This window comes from Solibacillus sp. R5-41 (assembly GCF_002736105.1).
GTDB lineage: Bacteria > Bacillota > Bacilli > Bacillales_A > Planococcaceae > Solibacillus.
Genome location: NZ_CP024123.1, coordinates 3472391 through 3490986, shown reverse-complemented (window position 1 = coordinate 3490986; position 18596 = coordinate 3472391). Strand labels below are relative to the sequence as shown.

Annotated in this window: 18 protein-coding genes; 13 read left to right on the top strand and 5 right to left on the bottom strand. The window is 35.6% G+C overall.

Annotation, left to right across the window (positions count from 1 at the left end):
* Positions 1 to 111 precede the first annotated feature (111 nt).
* Complete coding sequence (locus CSE16_RS17310; protein ID WP_099425044.1) at positions 112 to 864, top strand: SDR family NAD(P)-dependent oxidoreductase; 753 nt, start codon at positions 112 to 114, stop codon at positions 862 to 864.
* A 78-nt stretch (positions 865 to 942) separates the two neighbouring features.
* On the top strand, positions 943 to 1692 hold the full coding sequence (locus CSE16_RS17305; RefSeq protein WP_099425043.1) for an SDR family NAD(P)-dependent oxidoreductase: 750 nt from the start codon (positions 943 to 945) through the stop codon (positions 1690 to 1692).
* A gap of 582 nt (positions 1693 to 2274) precedes the next feature.
* Here the strand turns inward: CSE16_RS17305 and CSE16_RS17300 are convergent.
* Together CSE16_RS17300 and CSE16_RS17295 are read right to left on the bottom strand one after the other, a co-directional pair.
* Positions 2275 to 2421: a YjcZ family sporulation protein gene (locus tag CSE16_RS17300; protein ID WP_099425042.1), complete on the bottom strand. Its 147-nt coding sequence runs from the start codon at positions 2419 to 2421 to the stop codon at positions 2275 to 2277.
* A 358-nt stretch (positions 2422 to 2779) separates the two neighbouring features.
* The gene (locus tag CSE16_RS17295; RefSeq protein WP_099425041.1) at positions 2780 to 4492 is read right to left on the bottom strand and encodes a transglutaminase domain-containing protein; all 1713 of its coding nucleotides are present in this window, start codon (positions 4490 to 4492) and stop codon (positions 2780 to 2782) included.
* Positions 4493 to 4827: 335 nt separating this feature from the next.
* Between CSE16_RS17295 and CSE16_RS17290 the strand changes: the two genes are divergently transcribed.
* The 5 genes from CSE16_RS17290 to CSE16_RS17270 all read left to right on the top strand — a co-directional run bounded on the left by CSE16_RS17290 (position 4828) and on the right by CSE16_RS17270 (position 10009).
* Positions 4828 to 5448, top strand: coding sequence for a DUF3298 and DUF4163 domain-containing protein (locus tag CSE16_RS17290; protein ID WP_099425040.1), 621 nt, complete (start codon positions 4828 to 4830; stop codon positions 5446 to 5448).
* A gap of 155 nt (positions 5449 to 5603) precedes the next feature.
* Complete coding sequence (locus CSE16_RS17285) at positions 5604 to 6965, top strand: sensor histidine kinase (RefSeq protein WP_099425039.1); 1362 nt, start codon at positions 5604 to 5606, stop codon at positions 6963 to 6965.
* Positions 6966 to 6985: 20 nt separating this feature from the next.
* Complete coding sequence (locus tag CSE16_RS17280; RefSeq protein ID WP_099425038.1) at positions 6986 to 7663, top strand: response regulator transcription factor; 678 nt, start codon at positions 6986 to 6988, stop codon at positions 7661 to 7663.
* Between the two features lie 38 nt (positions 7664 to 7701).
* Positions 7702 to 8430, top strand: a complete 729-nt coding sequence (locus CSE16_RS17275) for an urease accessory protein UreH domain-containing protein (protein WP_099425037.1) — start codon at positions 7702 to 7704, stop codon at positions 8428 to 8430.
* A gap of 79 nt (positions 8431 to 8509) precedes the next feature.
* On the top strand, positions 8510 to 10009 hold the full coding sequence (locus tag CSE16_RS17270) for a multicopper oxidase family protein (RefSeq protein ID WP_099425036.1): 1500 nt from the start codon (positions 8510 to 8512) through the stop codon (positions 10007 to 10009).
* 214 nt (positions 10010 to 10223) lie between these two features.
* Here CSE16_RS17270 and CSE16_RS17265 read toward each other — a convergent pair whose 3' ends face one another.
* Positions 10224 to 10889: a Dph6-related ATP pyrophosphatase gene (locus CSE16_RS17265; RefSeq protein ID WP_099425035.1), complete on the bottom strand. Its 666-nt coding sequence runs from the start codon at positions 10887 to 10889 to the stop codon at positions 10224 to 10226.
* Between the two features lie 193 nt (positions 10890 to 11082).
* Entirely contained in the window at positions 11083 to 11727 is a 645-nt protein-coding gene (locus CSE16_RS17260) for a 2OG-Fe(II) oxygenase (RefSeq protein ID WP_099425034.1), read from the bottom strand.
* Positions 11728 to 12079: 352 nt separating this feature from the next.
* Between CSE16_RS17260 and CSE16_RS17255 the strand changes: the two genes are divergently transcribed.
* The 5 genes from CSE16_RS17255 (at position 12080) to CSE16_RS17235 (ending at position 15267) form a co-directional block, all read left to right on the top strand.
* The gene (locus CSE16_RS17255) at positions 12080 to 12364 is read left to right on the top strand and encodes a CD3324 family protein (protein ID WP_099425033.1); all 285 of its coding nucleotides are present in this window, start codon (positions 12080 to 12082) and stop codon (positions 12362 to 12364) included.
* Between the two features lie 162 nt (positions 12365 to 12526).
* The gene (locus CSE16_RS17250; protein ID WP_099425032.1) at positions 12527 to 13090 is read left to right on the top strand and encodes a GNAT family N-acetyltransferase; all 564 of its coding nucleotides are present in this window, start codon (positions 12527 to 12529) and stop codon (positions 13088 to 13090) included.
* A gap of 44 nt (positions 13091 to 13134) precedes the next feature.
* On the top strand, positions 13135 to 13563 hold the full coding sequence (locus CSE16_RS17245) for a GNAT family N-acetyltransferase (protein ID WP_099425031.1): 429 nt from the start codon (positions 13135 to 13137) through the stop codon (positions 13561 to 13563).
* 409 nt (positions 13564 to 13972) lie between these two features.
* A complete protein-coding gene (locus tag CSE16_RS17240) occupies positions 13973 to 15028 on the top strand; it encodes a YeeE/YedE family protein (RefSeq protein ID WP_099425868.1) in 1056 nt (351 codons plus the stop codon).
* 14 nt (positions 15029 to 15042) lie between these two features.
* Positions 15043 to 15267, top strand: coding sequence for a sulfurtransferase TusA family protein (locus CSE16_RS17235; RefSeq protein WP_099425030.1), 225 nt, complete (start codon positions 15043 to 15045; stop codon positions 15265 to 15267).
* 411 nt (positions 15268 to 15678) lie between these two features.
* Here CSE16_RS17235 and CSE16_RS17230 read toward each other — a convergent pair whose 3' ends face one another.
* Positions 15679 to 16290, bottom strand: coding sequence for a sterol desaturase family protein (locus tag CSE16_RS17230; RefSeq protein WP_099425029.1), 612 nt, complete (start codon positions 16288 to 16290; stop codon positions 15679 to 15681).
* Between the two features lie 549 nt (positions 16291 to 16839).
* Between CSE16_RS17230 and CSE16_RS17225 the strand changes: the two genes are divergently transcribed.
* A complete protein-coding gene (locus CSE16_RS17225) occupies positions 16840 to 18525 on the top strand; it encodes a methyl-accepting chemotaxis protein (RefSeq protein WP_253896108.1) in 1686 nt (561 codons plus the stop codon).
* Positions 18526 to 18596 lie beyond the last annotated feature (71 nt).

Genomic DNA, 18596 nt, shown 5'->3' with positions numbered 1-18596 from the left:
ATTAGCTGTACTTAAGTTTAATTAATTGTACTAATTATAATAATAAATATAGAGGTGCTACAATGAAAGTGCTTACAAAATACAAACATATTTCAAAAGGGGGATTTAGTTATGAGATTACAAGAAAAGACAGCAATTATTACTGGTGGTGCAAACGGTATCGGTAAAGAAACTGTTCAAAAATTTTTAGAACAGGGTGCAAATGTTGTTTTCACGGATATTAGTGAAGCTAATGGTCAAAAAACATTAGCAGAAATGAAAGATAAATTTGAAAATGTGTTATTCATTAAACACGATGTTCAGCAGGAAGCCGATTGGCAAAACGTTGTAGAACAAGCGGTAGAAAAATTCGGTCGAGTAGATGTCTTATTTAACAACGCTGGACTTTATAGTACAAACGCAGTGGTAGACTATTCTGTTGAAGAATGGAATCGAGTAATGGGTGTAAATGTTACTGGGGTTTTCTTAGGGATGAAGCATGTTGTTCCGTTTATGCGTGAGCAAAAAAATGGTTCGATTATCAACGCTTCTTCATTAGCTGGTATTAAAGCAAGTGCAAATCATACTTTATATGGTGCAAGTAAAGGTGCAGTTCGTATGATGTCTAAAGATTTAGCAATTGAAGTAGCAGGAGATTCAATCCGAGTAAACTCGATTCATCCGGGAATAATTCAAACAACAATGGGCGATGCAGTAGCAGCTGGAATTAATGTTGAAACTGAACAAATAGCTAATGGAATTCCATTAAAACGTTTAGGTACACCAGAAGATATCGCAAATTTAGTTGTATTTTTAGCTTCAGATGAATCAACATTCATTACAGGAACTGAAATGGTTATTGACGGTGGATCATCGGCTCGTTAATTAGTATAAAAAGGGAACAATGTTATTGAAAATAATATCTTTAATTCGAGATAATTTGGGGAATGGAGGGAATTTATTATGAGAAAGTTAGAAGGTAAAGTAGCAATTGTTACAGGTGGTTCAAGTGGTATTGGTAAAGAAACGACAGAATTATTTTTAGCTCAAGGTGCTAAAGTAGTTGTTGCTGATATTGCGAAACAAGCAGAAGTTTACGTAGAAGGTCTTGTAAAAGAAGGTAAAGAAGCAATCTTTGTGAAAACAGATGTATCCAAAGAAGAGGATATACAAAATGTTGTCAATGAAGCAGTGAAGCATTTTGGAAAACTGGACATTATGATCGCTAATGCAGGAATCGGACACCCAGGTACACCGATTAAGGATTATACTTTAAGCCAATGGCAACAAATGATGGATATCAATTTAACAGGTGTATTTTTATCTAATAAATATGCAATTACACAAATGCAGAAGCAAGCTACTGGTGGTGCTATCGTCAATGTTGCATCAATAATGGGGCACACAGGTCGTGATGGACTAGCTAGTTATAATGCTGCAAAAGGTGGGGTTGTAAACTTAACAAGATCATTAGGAGTTTCACATGCAAAAGAAGGAATTCGTGTTAATGCAGTAAACCCAGGTTTTGTTGAAACACCAATTTTAAGTGGTGCAAGTAGTGCAGCACTAGATCATCTTATTTCACTTCATCCAATCGGTCGTCTTGGTCGCTCAGAAGAGATTGCAAACGCTATTTTATTCTTAGCAAGTGACGATGCTTCATTCATCGTAGGGACTAACTTAATGGTAGATGGCGGCTATACGGCTATCTAATAAATATTTCAATAGGACGTTTTTAGGGAATAAAACCCCGACGTGTCATTTGAGTTTTCGAGTAATATATAAATTTAAAACACCTTCTACTAAATAACGTATCATGAGGCAATCATGACTACGATTTTAGTAGGAGTTTTTTGTATAATACAATTTAAATGACAAATTTTATGACAGTCATTTATTCAAGTTTTTCAAATATGTAGTGAATCAAGTGTTGTGGCTTGGTGTGGGTAACAGAAAAGGTCAGTGTCAACGGTTGTTTTTTTCCCATTTGTGAATTTTTGATTAGGTACTTATATACCGTATTACATAAATTGGAAATAATAGCAGGAATATTTGAGTCACAAAAAGGAAGCAAGAGTATTTTACAAAAACTGAAATTCGCATTGCATGTCAATTGAGAAGTGATAGAAACTATTAATGAGAAAATTAAGTAAAGTATACAACAGTGGCGCCCACGGAAAAACCGATAGGCGCCATTTACATTTACTATTGATTACTGATTCTTTACAAAAGTATGCTTTCTGTGAAAATAATTAAATTCATGCCAGGGTTGGAAGAAGAAAGATATTTTTTAAGTTAGCACGATTTGCTTACAAAAGTAGCACCAACAATAATTAAAAGAATGAATAGAACAACAATTAATACGAATGTTGAATCATGGCCTCCACCATGTTTGCCACAACAATAATTATTATATCCACCTGCATTATTAGAGTAACCCATAATAATTCCTCCTCTCTTCAGTATAAAATATGTCATGAAATTAAAGAGAGGAGGGGTATTCATCCAATAAAACCGTCTTTTTTCATAAAAATATTTGATGAATAAGATAGAAATATGCTACAAATATTGAAGGCAGTATTTAATTTTTAATCACGATTGGAGCCATGCGCTAGATCAAGACTTTACCGCCGTCATCTTCCCAACGATCCATATCCCAGCCATCAGTTATCTGTTTGTCATTATAAAGGGGATATACTCTAGTCATTGAATTTCACACCATATCAACAATGTCATCTTATACATCATCCTTTTAATTTTTTATCTTTCCTCTCTATTTTATGCAATGTACAACATTTAGTTAATATTCCACTCCTTGTCGCGTATGTGTTTTAAATGCTTCTTCGGTCAGCTCAAAGAAATCTTCTGTGTAGTTTGCTACAAATGCCCCGTTTTTTATATAACCCGAACCCCATGTAGGGTCCATTGTTAGCCACTCACCATCAACTTTTACTTCCACCCAAGCATGGCGGGAAAAATTGAACCCGGCTCCTGCTGTTCCTGCTACATATCTTGCTTCCATACCACCTGCTCGAAGGAGGGCAAGGGCAAGATAAGTGTAGTCTTGGCAAATGCCCGTTTTTAAACTGAGCACTTTTAATGCGCTATCATCCCACTCAAACTCACTATTCTTCTGCTTTTTCACATCATAGGATATTGTTTTCGCTGTATATTCATAAATAGCTTTTGCTTTTTCACGATCTGACATTTTATCTGTCATGAGCTTATTCGCTAGCGCAATAATTTCAGGAGAATCGGATTGAACCCCCCTTGATGGTAATGAATCACGTTGATCCTCAGGTGCAGTATTTTCAACTGTGAATTGAGCCACGTGATAATAATAGTACTGAGAACTATTTTTTTCTTTTATCTTTGGTACACTCACCGTTACTTCATATGTTCCAGGACCGAAACGTAAATAGAATTCGTCATCAAAATTGTAATCCTTAACAGGAATAACAGCTAGCGCCACATCACCATCTTTTTTAGTCGTAATGTAGAGGTGGTTTGTTTCTTTTGCAAATGGAGCATCTTTGTCGATTGAGCCTTTGATTCGATAAGTAAGATCGGTTTCTTCACCACCATAAGTAGGCGAAGAGAGTGTAACACCCCGTTCAGCGTAAGTCGTAGTGTATGTGATCGGTTCAGAAACAAAATCAGACTCGCTGTCAATGTAAAGGATGGAACCTTCCTGATAATAGTTTTCTTTCTCCGTATCAGGTACGTAGACTTTTAATTTGTGGACTCCTTTACCATAAAATAAAGGAAGATCATAAGTGAACTCATCATTTTTAATGGGAATTACGTGCTTCCAAGATTCGCCGTCTTTTAGGAGTTCAAGCATTACCGTTTCATTTGGACTGTTCATTGTATCGATTTTCCCTGATATTGTGAAAACCTCGTTTGCATTTACGTAGCCACTACCCGGATTTTGAATTTTTAACCGTGCTTCTTGGCCAAAGGGGGTATATGTAATATCTCGCTGTATCGCTGGGTTCACATTGAGAACGTTGAATTTTGCTAAATCATAGTAATAGTTATCTTGGTCTTTACTTGGGGTCAATACAGTGATCTGATATTCACCCTCGCCTTTGAAAAGCGTTACTTGTTGTTTAAATTTCCCATCTTTTATGGGGGCATAGTAATCTTGAGAGTTGTCAACAAGTGAATTGCCACTATACTTCATCTTTATCCACACAAACTTTTCTCTTAACTGTTCATGCTGTTCAATTGTTCCTTCAATCGTTACAAATTCACTAACTGCAAAATTTGAGTGAGTTGGCTGTGTTAACTTTGCGCCTATTTCCTCACTATAGCTTGTGAGTTCCACTGGCTCTAGTTCGAGTTCGGTATTTTTCTTTTCAATGGCAGCCTCAAAATCAACTGTTTGCTTTTGCTCGTCGGGTGGTGATTGTACTTCTTCAATCTTCGGTGCAGTCTCATTTGTACATGCACCTATTAACAGTAAGCAAAGTAATGAAACAATCCAAAAACGTGGATTTATTAAAGGCATCAGTTTCCTCCTAAATATCATCATTGTAACTATATTATATAGGTATTTTCAAAATAATTCGTATTATCAATATTTATGTAATATATTATTCGGAACATAATTAGGGATGGAGCAGGATTCTGTATCATGTGAGATGAAGTTATAGTATGAGAAGGAAGATGGTATGAGTTCTGAGTGATTGGAAAGGTTAATGAACGATTAAATAGTGAGGGATACAGAACTGGAGTTGAACTCTTGGGCAATATCCCTATTTTTATCCCTGTGGGAAATTAATTCTGTACACATCCCCGAATTAGTTGAATACAATAAACTAATTCAATAGGGGGTGTTCGCCTATGTTTCATATGGTGCCTGTAAGCATAAGCACATTTTATGTTAGTAATGGTGCAAAACAAATTGTCCTTTATCCTCAAGTAGAGCACTTACATCAACCGCAATGGCAAATGAAGGTGAACCATGCCATTGTTGAACAAACGAAAAAGCTGATGAATGAACAAATTGGAAACATGCCTTCAACTGTAGAGGAAATGTTGGGATTTTATGAAATTAAAAATAACCAAAGGCAAGTGCTAAGCTTAACGCAAACGAATTATACGTACCACAATCGTGCTGCGCATGGTATGACCTATATCAAGTCTTTAACATTTGACATGTTGAAGCAAAAGATTTGTACGTTAGAGGATTTGTTTAAACCTAACAGTAATTATATTGAAAGGATTTCGGCACTTATCCATCAACAAATTAAACAGCGAAATATCGAGCTAATTAGTCCTTTTACAGTAATCAAACCGGATCAGGACTTTTATGTTGCAGATAAAACGCTCGTTATTTATTTTCAGTTGTATGATATTACCCCATACGTTTTTGGATTCCCGATGTTTCCGATCTCGTTGTATGATTTACAAGACATTATTGATGAGGAAGGCCCACTTGGTCGGTTGTCGGAAAATAATTGATATTGTGAGAACTTGTATACAAATCATTTTGAAGAAAGATGGACAGTTTTTATAGTCCATCTTATTTGTCGTGTATCAACGCATCTGCATATGTTTTCCATAATTATTCGATATAATCATATTTAGATTAGGTAAAGGGAGGAGCTAACAGTAGGGTGAATAAAATATCGACAAAATTAGCCACTTATTTTTTTCTTGTTGTGCTCATTATGGATATATTCTTAATGTTTTATTTGCATCGAAATATTATCAATTCGAAAGTAGACGAAGAATTGTCGACACTGTTAGCCAATGGCGCTAATCACAGAGATGTGTTAATGGAACATTATTCTGATGTGACAATCAAGCATATCGTCTTAATGGAAAGGGATGCTAATCGGGAAGTTATCATTACCGATCAACAGGGCGCGATATTAGGTAAATCGGATATAAATGTTACGCATATCGAACAATTAAATCCAATTCTAACAGGCTTACATACGGAAGAAGACAAAATCTTAGTTTCGAATTGGCGAGATTCTCCCTATATTGTGAGTGCCCATCCATACAAAGTAAATACCGGGCAATCCGGCTATGTAATCATGTTTTTTAGTACGGCTGCCATTAATGGGATGGTCGAAGATTTGACGATGCATTTTGGCATAGCCGGTGTGACAAGCTTTATTGTGCTATTTATTGTTTACGCTGTGTTGTCCAACGTCATTACAAGACCATTAATCCGTATGAAAGAGGCAACTGAAAAATTAAGTGAGGGCGATTTTCATGTCCGTCTTACAGTTAATAGTAAAGACGAATTAGGGGAATTGGCGGGTTCCATTCAGAAATTGGCTAATGATCTCGAACGCTTAAAATCAGAACGAAATGAATTCCTTGCTTCAATTTCCCATGAATTAAGTACGCCTTTGACCTATTTAATTGGCTATTCAAAAGTAGTGTCGAGGGGCGATTTGACGGAACAAGAGCGTGTACAGTATCTTGAAATTATTGTTGAAGAGTCAAACCGAATGAAAGAACTAGTGAAAAACTTATTAGAATTGGCTAGGATGGACGAGAATTCCTTTACTGTAAAGAAAGCATTTTTTGCTGCATGTCCATTTTTTGAAGACATACATAAGCTTGTCGAGCCTTCGTTTTCTTTGAAAAATATTAAGCTGAGATTGCACTGTGAGGGGGAGTATCAACTTTTTGCAGATGCATTACGGCTCGAGCAAATTGTTATCAATTTATTGGACAATGCGTTGAACTATTCAGATGAACAGTCTGAGGTTATTCTGCACGTCAGTCAAAATGAAGAAAAAACCATTATTTCAGTAAAGGATTCGGGTATAGGCATCCCTGCTAAGGAGATTGACTTTATATTTGAAAAGTTATACCGTGTCGAGAAATCACGATCACGTGCTTTTGGTGGTTCAGGCATTGGGCTTTCTGTTGTGAAAGAGCTTGTTGAAGCGCATGGCGGTACAATTGAAGTCAAAAGTAAGCACGGCGAGGGGAGCACCTTTACAATTACCATTTAACGGGAGGATTGGGGGTTTACATGCAAACGATTTTATTAGTAGATGATGAGCAGAGAATGTTAGATTTAGTTGCGCTATTTCTCCAACCACTTGGATATAAATGTATAAAAGTAACGAGAGGTAAGAAGGCACTTGAAACACTACAGAAAACAAAAATTGATCTTGTTTTGCTAGATGTGATGATGCCAGAAATGAATGGCTGGGAGGTTTGTAAAGCTATTCGTGAATTTTCAAATGTACCGATAATATTGCTAACAGCGAGATCAGATAAATTTGAATTAGTGAAAGGCTTGAATACAGGTGCAGATGACTATGTGACCAAGCCTTTTGATGAAGGGGAACTGGTAGCAAGAGTCAATGCACTCCTTCGCCGAGTTACTCAAGTTGCATCAGCTAAAGAACAAATATTGGATCATGATTTTTCTTTAGATACAGACGCATATGCTTTAAATTACAAAGGTTTAGTTGTCCAACTTACATTAAAGGAATTTTTGATTATAAAGGCACTAATTTCTAGGCCGGCAAAAACTTTTACACGCGAAGAACTCATGGAAAGTGGCTGGGCATTTGATACGTATACAGATGTAAGGACAGTAGATTCACATATTCGTAATCTAAGAGAAAAACTACGAAATGCTAGGTTTCCCATCGATGAATTTCTTAAAACCGTGTGGGGAATAGGGTATAAATGGCGTTAAAGCATAAATAATATTGAATGCTGAAAGGTGGTTTTTACATGTATAGTTGGCTGTTCCAAATAAGTCAAACCATCAGTGGACCCGTTTCTACATTTTTACACTCGTATGAGCATTCGCCAATTATTATTGCGATTTTACTCGGATTAATTGGCGCATTGGCACCTTGTCAGCTGACAGGTAATATGAGTGCCATAACTTTATTCGGAAATCGCGCCATACAAATGGATAATAACTGGAGAGAAATTATTGCTTTTATGTCCGGAAAAGTTGTTGTCTATGTGTCTATTGGGTCGCTCGCATGGATTTTCGGGCAGTCATTTGAGACAAAGCTGATAGAATATTTCCCGATATTCCGCAAAGCAATGGGACCGCTATTAATCTTGACAGGTCTAATCCTACTTGGAATGCTAAAGTTGCGTTTTCTAGACAGTATTTCAAGCCATATACCAATGGTTTTAAAGAAAGGAAAAATCGGTTCCTTTTTACTTGGAGCTGGCTTTGCTATGGCATTTTGTCCAACAATGTTTGTGCTATTTTTTGTATGGCTAATGCCAACTGTCATCGCCACTTCTTATGGTATTGTGTTACCTGCAATATTTGGCGTCATGACGTCTTTACCGTTGCTCATCATTTTATGGCTAATTTGGTATTTTGGTGTAAGAGGGCACATCATGAAAAAGAGTATGAAGCTAGGAAGGGTAATTCAAAAAGTTGCAGGCGTTGTACTTATGGTCATCGGGATATTGGATACAATAACATATTGGTAATAATGAGTTTTCATCTCCATAAATTCTTCATATTTATTTGTTACATTTTAAATGTAAAGAATCATGAGGAGGAAAAATGATGAAATCAACTATATTGATTACTGGAATATTGCTTAGTGCAGCAATTATGGGAGCTTGTAGTGCGGGTGATTCAGGCTCGACTGACACAATGGACCATAGTAATATGTCCGATGAAGAAATTCAGAAGACAAACGGCGAGATGGAGAACGGTCATATGAGCCACACGAATCCACTCGCGCTAAATGATTCATCGGGTGAAAATGAGCTGGCTCTCCCACCATTACTGAAACCCCAAAATAACAAGGAAAATATCTATACAATCACCGCTCAAAGTGGTGAAACGGAAATTTTTGATGGCATTCAAACGAAAACATTGGGCTATAATGGATCATTCTTGGGGCCTGTCATTCAAGTAAACGAAGGAGAAAAAATTACGTTTAGAACAAAGAATGAATTGGATGAAAAAACAACATTTCATTGGCATGGTGTTGAAATTCCTGGTATAGGCGATGGTGGTCCACATAATTATGTAAATCCTGGTGAATCGAAGGATGTCAAATTTACAGTGAATCAAGGCGCGGCTACATTATGGTTTCATCCACATCCTGAAGGATCAACAGCAGCGCAAGTTTATCAAGGTTTAGCAGGATTGATTTATGTGGAGGATGAGCAGTCGAAAACACTCCACTTACCAAATGAATATGGCATCAATGATTTTCCGTTAATTTTTCAGGATAAGCAGTTCGATGACAACAGACAATTAAATTACAAATTTGCGATGAATGATGACGGGACAATTGGTGATACGCTATTAATAAATGGCACAATCAATCCGAAGCTCACAGTTGGTAAAGAAAAGGTACGTTTACGTTTAGTAAATGGATCTAATGCACGGAATTACACGTATCAATTGAATACTGGTGATGCATTTCAACAAATTGCAACGGACGGGGGTCTCATTAATGAACCGAATAAGTTGCGTGAAATTACCTTAACACCAGGTGAACGAGCTGAAATTATCGTTGATTTTTCGAAATATGATGCAAATAGTGAAATTGCACTCCTAAATGAAAATGGCGCAATCTTATTACCATTTAATATTGATGAACAAAAATCAAGCAACCCAAGTGACATTCCAACTAATTTGAATGACTATAGTGTCACAAATGAAGAAAGAAATTTACCAGTTTCTAAGAAGCTTGAACTTTTCGGGATGGACAACATGGTAACGATTAATAATAAGCAATTTGATATGAATCGAATCGATTTTACGCAAAAACAAGGTGAAACGGAAATATGGGAAATTTACAATAAGCCAGATATGATGGGTGGCATGACGCATCCATTCCATATTCACGGGACACAGTTTAAAATCGTATCAATCGATGGCCAAGAACCACCAGTGAGCGAACAAGGATGGAAAGATACTGTCGCAATTGATGCTGGAGAAACATTCAAGTTAGCTGTTAAGTTCAATAACAAAGGAATTTATATGTTTCACTGTCACATTCTTGAACACGAAGAAAACGGGATGATGGGGCAGGTAGAAGTAAAATAAAATGGGAAGCCCGAACTGAAATAGGTTCGGGCTTATTTTGATATAATGTTAAACATTTATTTGATGACAATTAATAACACAGCTAAATATACACCCACTGGAATAATCTTTTAAGTATTACTCCAAATATCCATATTAATGAGCAGAATCTTGCCAAAACCATTAGCGACTAAAACGTCTTTCAAATTTCAACTTGATGTATTTTTCACTAGATTTAGGATTCCTCTTCCAATGAAACAGGTGAGAACACATAATTACCTCTTTCTATTGGTGCAGAAATGGAGATAGGAACACGCTTGGAGAAAATAGGACCATCTACGACAATTGTGTGAAATTCACCGTTCTCGCCACATGAATCAATACCTGCTACTTCTAGTTCCTCCATTAATTCTTTTGTCAATCGTTTCCCAACATACGAAGCGGGCATCATCGTTGTATTCACTACAATAATCCAAGACTCAAACCCAGCTTCCAACAGTTCTTCTACCACAGAACGCCGTGGCATATTCCACAATGGATGAACTGCTACAATATCCGATTTCGCACAGGTTGTTTGGACCCAGTTTAAATGGTCTTCCAAATCAATATCTCCGAACACACCGTGCGTAATGCCTTCCGCTCGAAATGTATCCATTGCATCGATAAATTGTACTTCATAAGTGTTCCAGCTAGCGTGTTTGATAAATAGGGGGACGCCCAATCGATTCACCTGTGCTTGCACAACGTTAAGAGGAAGAGCATGTGACTTAGAAATTTCCACTTCATCCTCAAACATTGTTAATACTTTTTTCGGAATCATCCCTAATTGCAGTGCTCGATAATAGGCTAGAGCTGAATCTTTCCCGCCGCTCCACGAGGCAACAAAAGGTACGTTTTTCAAAGTAGAGTTCCTCCTTTATATGTTTCTATGTTAAAAAATTATTAATCGATTGTATCATATGGGCATTATTGATGTTTAAATAAATTACTGCTAGTACATTTAACAGTAAATAAAAAAACGAGCGATCTAAGATCTAATTGAATTTGATTTCGCTCGCTCATTAAATATTCATGTGCCTGGCACTATTCATTTTTTATCTAACTCTTTGTTTTCTCATCCATTGCGTTGCAACCCACTTTTCACCATTTATAACGGGTGCGCCACCGTGTAATGTTAATTCGTTTAAGTTTTCGTCGTTATAAAAATACTCAAAATAAACCGCCATACCCTTATGCGGCGTTACGGACAAATTTAGCTTAGGGAAAAAAGTTTCTCCACCTTGTTCTACATCATTTAAGTACATAACGAGCGTACTAATTCTATTATTATTTGCTAATTTACTTGTTGATGAAAAGAAATCATAATGAGCCTTATACTCTTGACCAGGGGTATACTGAAGGATTTGAATACCTTCTCCGTGTTCTATGGGAATATTCATAATAGATGAGATTCTTTTTTCAATTGTAGCAATAATTTCATTTTCACTTTCTTCAAAAAACATACTACTACTTGTTCTCAGTTCATTTACTTCACGTGTAGACCCGATTTTTGAACGTTGCAATTTGTCCTTTGATAAACGAATTAGTTCATAGCATTCATCGTTACTTAAAACATTTCCTAAAATCACGATCAATGGTTCTTCAAATCTAGTGATAATGTCAATCTCTCTATCCGTTACTATTTTATTTCCAACATGATCAAATATAGTTTGCTCTTTACTTTCCGTTATCAACTTCATAAATCACCTTATCCTTTTTTTGGAATTATTTATGATTCATTTTATCACGCTATTCTCATATATCGGAAATTTGAGAAAATTCAAACATTTCATTTTTGGGTCAATTAAAATAGTGTGTTAAATTGGATATTTAAACAAGATTTTTACACTTAATAATAAAAAAGAATATTTTCGTAGTGAATAAAAGGGTAATTACATTTAAAATGGAAATGTAAGTAAATAAGTGAAAATACAAGGGGGCATGATTGTATGAGAAGGAAGATTATTTTTGCATAGCAAAGGCTATTGCATAAAAAAATAAAAATAGCCTTTGCTCTTCCTAAAAGAAATATGAAAATTTAGGAGTGCAAAAATGAGCTATAAAAGAGCAAGGAGCATTTTACCAGCTGAGTTGGTAGAGTTAATACAAAATTATGTTGATGGTGAATATATTTATATCCCGCGAAGAGAAGATAATAAAAAAAGTTGGGGATCCAAAACTGCTACAAAAAGAGAGTTGGATTTAAGGAATGCAATGATTTATAACGCTTATTTATCGGGAATGGATATTGCTACATTGGCTGAAACATATTATTTGTCATCAAAGAGTATTGAAAGGATTGTACTAAAAGAAAAAAGAAAACGAACGAATATTTGAAATAAGTCAATGTGGTTTTATATACCGCATTGGCTTATTTTCTTTTATGAAGTAAGTATGAGGTTTTTTAACGTAATGAAAGTCACATATAATCGAATTAACTCTTAAAACACTTATTGTAAAAAATGAATGAATTTATAGATTTATTGAGGAGGTTTAAAATTGAATTTTGCAGAAAAAATTAAAGAGTTTCCAACAATTGAAACAAATCAAATACGATTAAGAAAATTAAAAAAGGAAGATGCCGCGTCTTTAAAGAAATATTATTCAAATGAAAATGTATATCGTTATCTTGATTGGAATGGACCAGAGACGTTAGAAAGAAGTTATGAAGTAATTGATTTATGGAACAAAGGCTATGAAAAGGGATGGATTATTCGTTTTGCAATTGCTGACAAAGTAACAGATGAAATTATTGGAACAATTTTTTTAAGTGAATTTGAAGGCAAAAGAGCTGAAGTTGGCTATGAATTATCAGAAAGTTATTGGCGCCGTGGAATTATGTCTGAAGCAATACGAGAAGTTTTGTCATTAGGATTTGATCAATTAGGTTTAGTAAGAATCCAAGCTTTTGTTTGTGCCGAAAATGTTGCTTCCACGGAAATACTAGAAAAATTCAATTTTAAAGAAGAAGGCTGTTTAAGACAGTATGAATGTCACAGTGTTACCGGGGAATGTAAAGATATGTTGATATACGGTTTGTTAAATACAGAGTTCCAGAAATAATATTTATTTGTGCTGAGTTGATTATCCAAAGGGAGAAATGGAATATGAGTTTCTATATTGAAAAAGAACTAAATAAACAGGCTAAACGAAACATTGAAGATGCGCTTTATCAATTTAATTTAAAGCATTTTCCAGTAGACTTAAGAGGCAGATACGAAGAAATTCACTTATCTATTAAAGATGAGAACGGCAATGCCCGTGGTGGATTACTTGCTGAAGTGTGTTGGGATTGGTTGGAAATTAACATCTTGATAATAGATGAAGAAATACGAGAATCGGGATTTGGAACAAAATTATTATTGGAAATCGAGAAAATCGCTGTAGAAAAAGAATGTGATTTTATAAAGGTAGATACTTTAAGTTTTCAAGCGTTAGGTTTTTATGAGAAAAACGGATATAAAGTATTTGGAAGTTTAGATAACGTAGGACGAGATCATAAGCATTACTATTTAAAAAAAGATTTAATTAGATGAATAGGCAAACTAGAGGTAATAGTGTTGGAAGAAGCGATCCCGCTATTGTTAAGTTCATCTATTGAATAACTGTATGATTATTACCAAAGCTGCGTAAGAAAATTATAGGCTCGTTTGTAAAACTACATTCTTAATTGAATGTAGTTTTTTGCATTCATCATACGAATTAATAACCTAAACGGCATCTCAATGTTTATCTACTATGTAGACGGATCAGTCTCAATGGCAAGTCAGTTATGAGGATGACTGTTATTTCATCTCCATTTAATAAATGAACGCACATGCGTAAAAATAATTTTTACGAATTTTTAGAATATTTTTAAAAAACAGTTGAATTCAGAGTAAGTTAGGTGGTATTATAACAGATAAGAATACTAAGAAATAAGAAAGGTGTGAATTATTGATTCAAATGATTATTTCGGGATTAATTTGTGGGGCATTACTTGGATTTGTAATGCAACGAGGGCGCTTTTGTTTAACTGGTGGTTTTCGTGATATGTATTTATTGAAAAATAATCGAATATTTTATGCACTACTTATTGCAATTGCGATTCAAAGTGTAGGTGTGTATTCATTAATCAGCTTGGGGGTATTTGAATTTAGTGCAGGGTCTTTACCAATCGTCGCGGTGATTGTAGGTTCTTTTATTTTCGGGCTTGGCATTATTTTTGCTGGAGGTTGTGCAACAGGTACTTGGTATCGTGCGGGAGAAGGATTACTTGGTAGTTGGATTGCATTAGCTGGTTACATGCTTGTAGCAGCTATGATAAAGTCAGGTGTATTGCTACCACTGGATACAGCTATTAAAGAAACACGTATTGAAACTAATTCAATTGCCGAGACATTTCGTATAAATAACTGGATAGTCATTGCCATTTTTGTAGCTATTGTTTCAATTATTATGTACCGTGAGTTAAAAAAGCCACGTTTGAAAATTCCAGGCTTAAAGCCAAAAAAATCGGGATTAGCACATGTTTTATTTGAAAAACGTTGGAATCCATTTGCAACAGCCGCAATCATTGGGGTCATTGCAACATTAGCATGGCCATTAAGTGTTGCTACTGGTCGTATTGGTGGATTAGGAATTACAACACCTTCTGCAAACATTTTGCAATTTTTAGTGACAGGTGAAATAAGCTTCATTAACTGGGGCGTTTTCCTTGTACTTGGTATTTTCTTAGGCTCATTTTTTGCAGCTAAAATGAGCGGCGAATTCCGATTCCGTATGCCGGATGCGAAAACAGCCATAAGCAGCTTTAGTGGGGGACTGATGATGGGCTTTGGTGCTGGATTAGCTGGAGGATGCTCAATTGGTAACAGTTTAGTGATGACAGCAATGATGACCTGGCAAGGTTGGATTTCATTAGTATTCACAATACTAGGTACATGGACGGCTTCCTATTTTGTATTTGTTCGTCCGCGTAAAAAAGCAAAGCAAGCTGTACAGGTAGCGACAACATTATAAAAGGGGCGTTCAATATGAAAAAGACACTAGAAGTCATGGGGATGGTTTGTCCATTCCCTTTAATAGAAGCAAAGGATGCAATTAAAGATTTAAGTTCAGGTGACGAACTTGAAGTGCAATTTGATTGTACACAAGGAACAGAATCCATTCCTCGTTGGGCAGCTGAAGAGGGGCATGAAGTTACGGAGTATGAGCAGGTAGGAGAAGCTGCTTGGATCATTACTATTAAAAAGAAATAATAGTAATTATAGAGTTTGGAAGAAAGCCTACATTCAAATAACGCAAATGAACATGAGTCATCTCCCGGTACAAAAGGGAGGTGATTTTTTTGCTGTTACAAAAATAAATACGTATACTTCTTCCCAAATACCCTTAAGATGTTATATCTACAAGAGTGCTCCTTTTTCAATAATAATTATGTAGCTATTAAAAAATTTAAGGGAAAAGTCTATAAACAAAAAAAACATAGAAAAACCATATATGATGAGTGTGAATAAACACAATTCATAAAGGCTTATCTATGGTGCAAATACAATCTACTACAACAAATGAAGAATGTTGGAAACATATTATCCCAATAAGTATTGAAAGAAGATGTCAAAACTAATTGAAATGAAACCAGATTCTATTAAAGAAAACGATAATCGTTCTTAAACCCGATTTTCCAAATTACGCGCGGTTTGGCTCTTTGCAACATCTTTGCTCTCTTTAAATGTGCCTAATGTTTTATCGAACGATGTATGCGTGACGCCGTACCAGTAATTTTCATTTTTAAAATGATGCAGGAGATGGTGTTTTTTAATGTTTTTCCCCAAATTCGTCCGAGGTTGGATAGGTCGATGTGCAATATAATGCTTCCATTCATAATAAAGGAAGTAAGCTACCAAGCCCGTTGCAAATGCAACCGTCAGACTTTTGCTTCCTGTTAGTAGGAAAACAATCAGGCTATAAATAACGAACCCTGGAATACTGAACCATAACGGCAAAAATAATAGTTTCAAATTGTCTGGATCAACATGATGGTCATAATGCAACCGTTTAATCATCTTCAGCATAAACGGATTTTCCGGCTTTTTAATGTGAAATAAAAACCGATGGACCATATATTCACTCGTTGCATACGTCAGCATACCGGCACCTAATGCAACCCACGTCCAAAGATGGAGCATATGCGGAACGGTCAAAGCAGCGCAAACTAATAAAATCAATAACATGACAGTGACGTCTGGAAAAGTTCCAAATTCCTTTAAGTATTTCCTCATATAAATTCATCTCCCCCTCTGTGAATTATATACTGAAAATTCAGGTAATACAACGTGGATATTATGTATGTACAAATTCATGTACAATGATTTTTTCCTTTTTAATACTATAACATGAAAATTCTTAAGAATATTCGAGGGGGAATTGAGCTTTGAAAGTTGGAATAGAAAAATAACTAGTTTCAAGCAAAATAATCCTATTTGCGTTAATAATTTCTTACACAGAGTAACAAACAAATGAATAGTTTTCTTGAGTATATTTGTAGGTCTAAAGTATTATCCTACTTTTAATTTAATTGTTTACTTAAGAACTAAAAAAGATAATCTTAGAAGAGAAAATCAAAAATTTGCTGTGAAATGCAATAAATTCTTGCATTTATTAATTTATATGTGGCTAAATTTTTATATTTATCCTAACAGAAAATTAAAATGGTAAATTAGTTATATTGAGGAATATTAATTAGACCTAAATAGAGAAACTACTAAAAGTAGTTATAAAAGCAGGATTTTCCGCATTATTAGAATAGTGAAGAAATAAGGAGAGATAAAGTGTTTAATTTCAAGACCATTAGTGCAAGAATTATTTTTGCTTTTAGTTTGGTGGTAGCGGTGATCTGCTTATATATTGGATTTGGTATGTATACATCGGAGCAAAGCAATCAAGCTACTGTAAAAATTGTTAAAGAAGAATTACAGTTATTAACTGTAGATTATGAATTAGCCTCTTCAATTGGTTTACGTATCGCTGCTGCAAGAGATTATGTATTATCGGGAGAAGAAAAATATAAAGATATTTATGCCGATAATAATGAACTAGCACTTAAAAACGAGAAAATCCGATTAGCTATTACAAAATCAGGGGAATTCAACAAATACGCTGAAATGGCGAAAGAGTGGAGTAACTATGTTCAAAAAGAAGTATTTGATGTGTACGACCGAGGGGATAAAGAGTTGGCGACTCAAAATTTAGTGGCGATGGATGCAAAGGCAACTGAAATTCGTGAGGGTTTTGTAAACCTAGCAGAACATCGAAAACAAATCATTAATGCTTCTGGTGAAAGTATGATAAAAGATAATGAAAAAAATCAGATTACAAATATGATCGTCGGCATTGTGATTGTCATTGTTGCCATTTTTACGGCTATCATTAGTGCGAGATTTATTTCAAAACCTATTATTGTCGTTACAAAGCGTATGCAACGAATTGCTGAAGGTGACTTTAGTGAGCCTGCGCTTGCAGTTAGCTCTAAAGATGAAGTTGGCCAACTAACCGAGGCAACAAATAATATGACAGCAACAATGAATAGCTTATTAAAGCATATTCAAACGGTATCCAATGATGTTGCTGCACATAGTGAAGAACTGAAGCAATCTGCAACGGAAGTGAAAACAGGTACAGAACAAATTGTGGATACGGTTACCGAAATTGCAAGCGGTACAGAAGTCCAAGCAAGTAATGCATCCGATGTTGCAACAACGATGACAGAGTTCACAACAAAAGTGACGGATGTAAATGCTAGTAGTGATGAGGTCAATCGCTATTCACACGAAGTAATGAACTTGACTAAAGAAGGTAGAGGCTTAATGGAGGCCTCTACGAACCAAATGATGACAATTGACCTTATTGTGAAAGATGCGGTTGTAAACGTAGATGAATTAAGTAAACAAACACAGCAAATTTCAAAATTAGTTTCTGTGATTCATGATATTGCCGCTCAAACGAATTTATTGGCACTTAATGCGGCCATTGAAGCGGCACGCGCGGGTGAGCACGGTAAAGGGTTTGCGGTAGTTGCAGACGAGGTACGTAAACTGGCAGAGCAAGTTTCTGTTTCAGTAGAAGATATTACAACCATTGTGCAAAAAATTCAAAAAGACTCTGTATTAGTGACAACTTCTTTAGAAAATGGCTACGAGGAAGTAGCGAAAGGCACAACGCAAATTGCTTCTACTAGTGCAACATTCACACATATCGCTGAAGCAGTTTACGCTATGTCGAATCGTATTGAAGATATGTCTGAGAAGCTTGAGGACGTCGTGCATAATACAGTAACAATTAATAAATCTGTCGATGAAATTGCAGCTGTTTCAGAGCAATCTGCAGCAGGTATTGAAGAAACGTCTGCAACAATTCAACAAGCAGCTAGTTCAATGGATGAAATTACAAATAGTGCCGTCAACCTAGCGGAAATGGCGGAAAATTTAAACGAAAGAGCTCGTAAATTTAAATTGTAAATAAAAATGACCACAAAGCGATTCAACGTTTTGTGGTCATTTTTCTTAGAGCCTTTGAATGATTTTGTGCT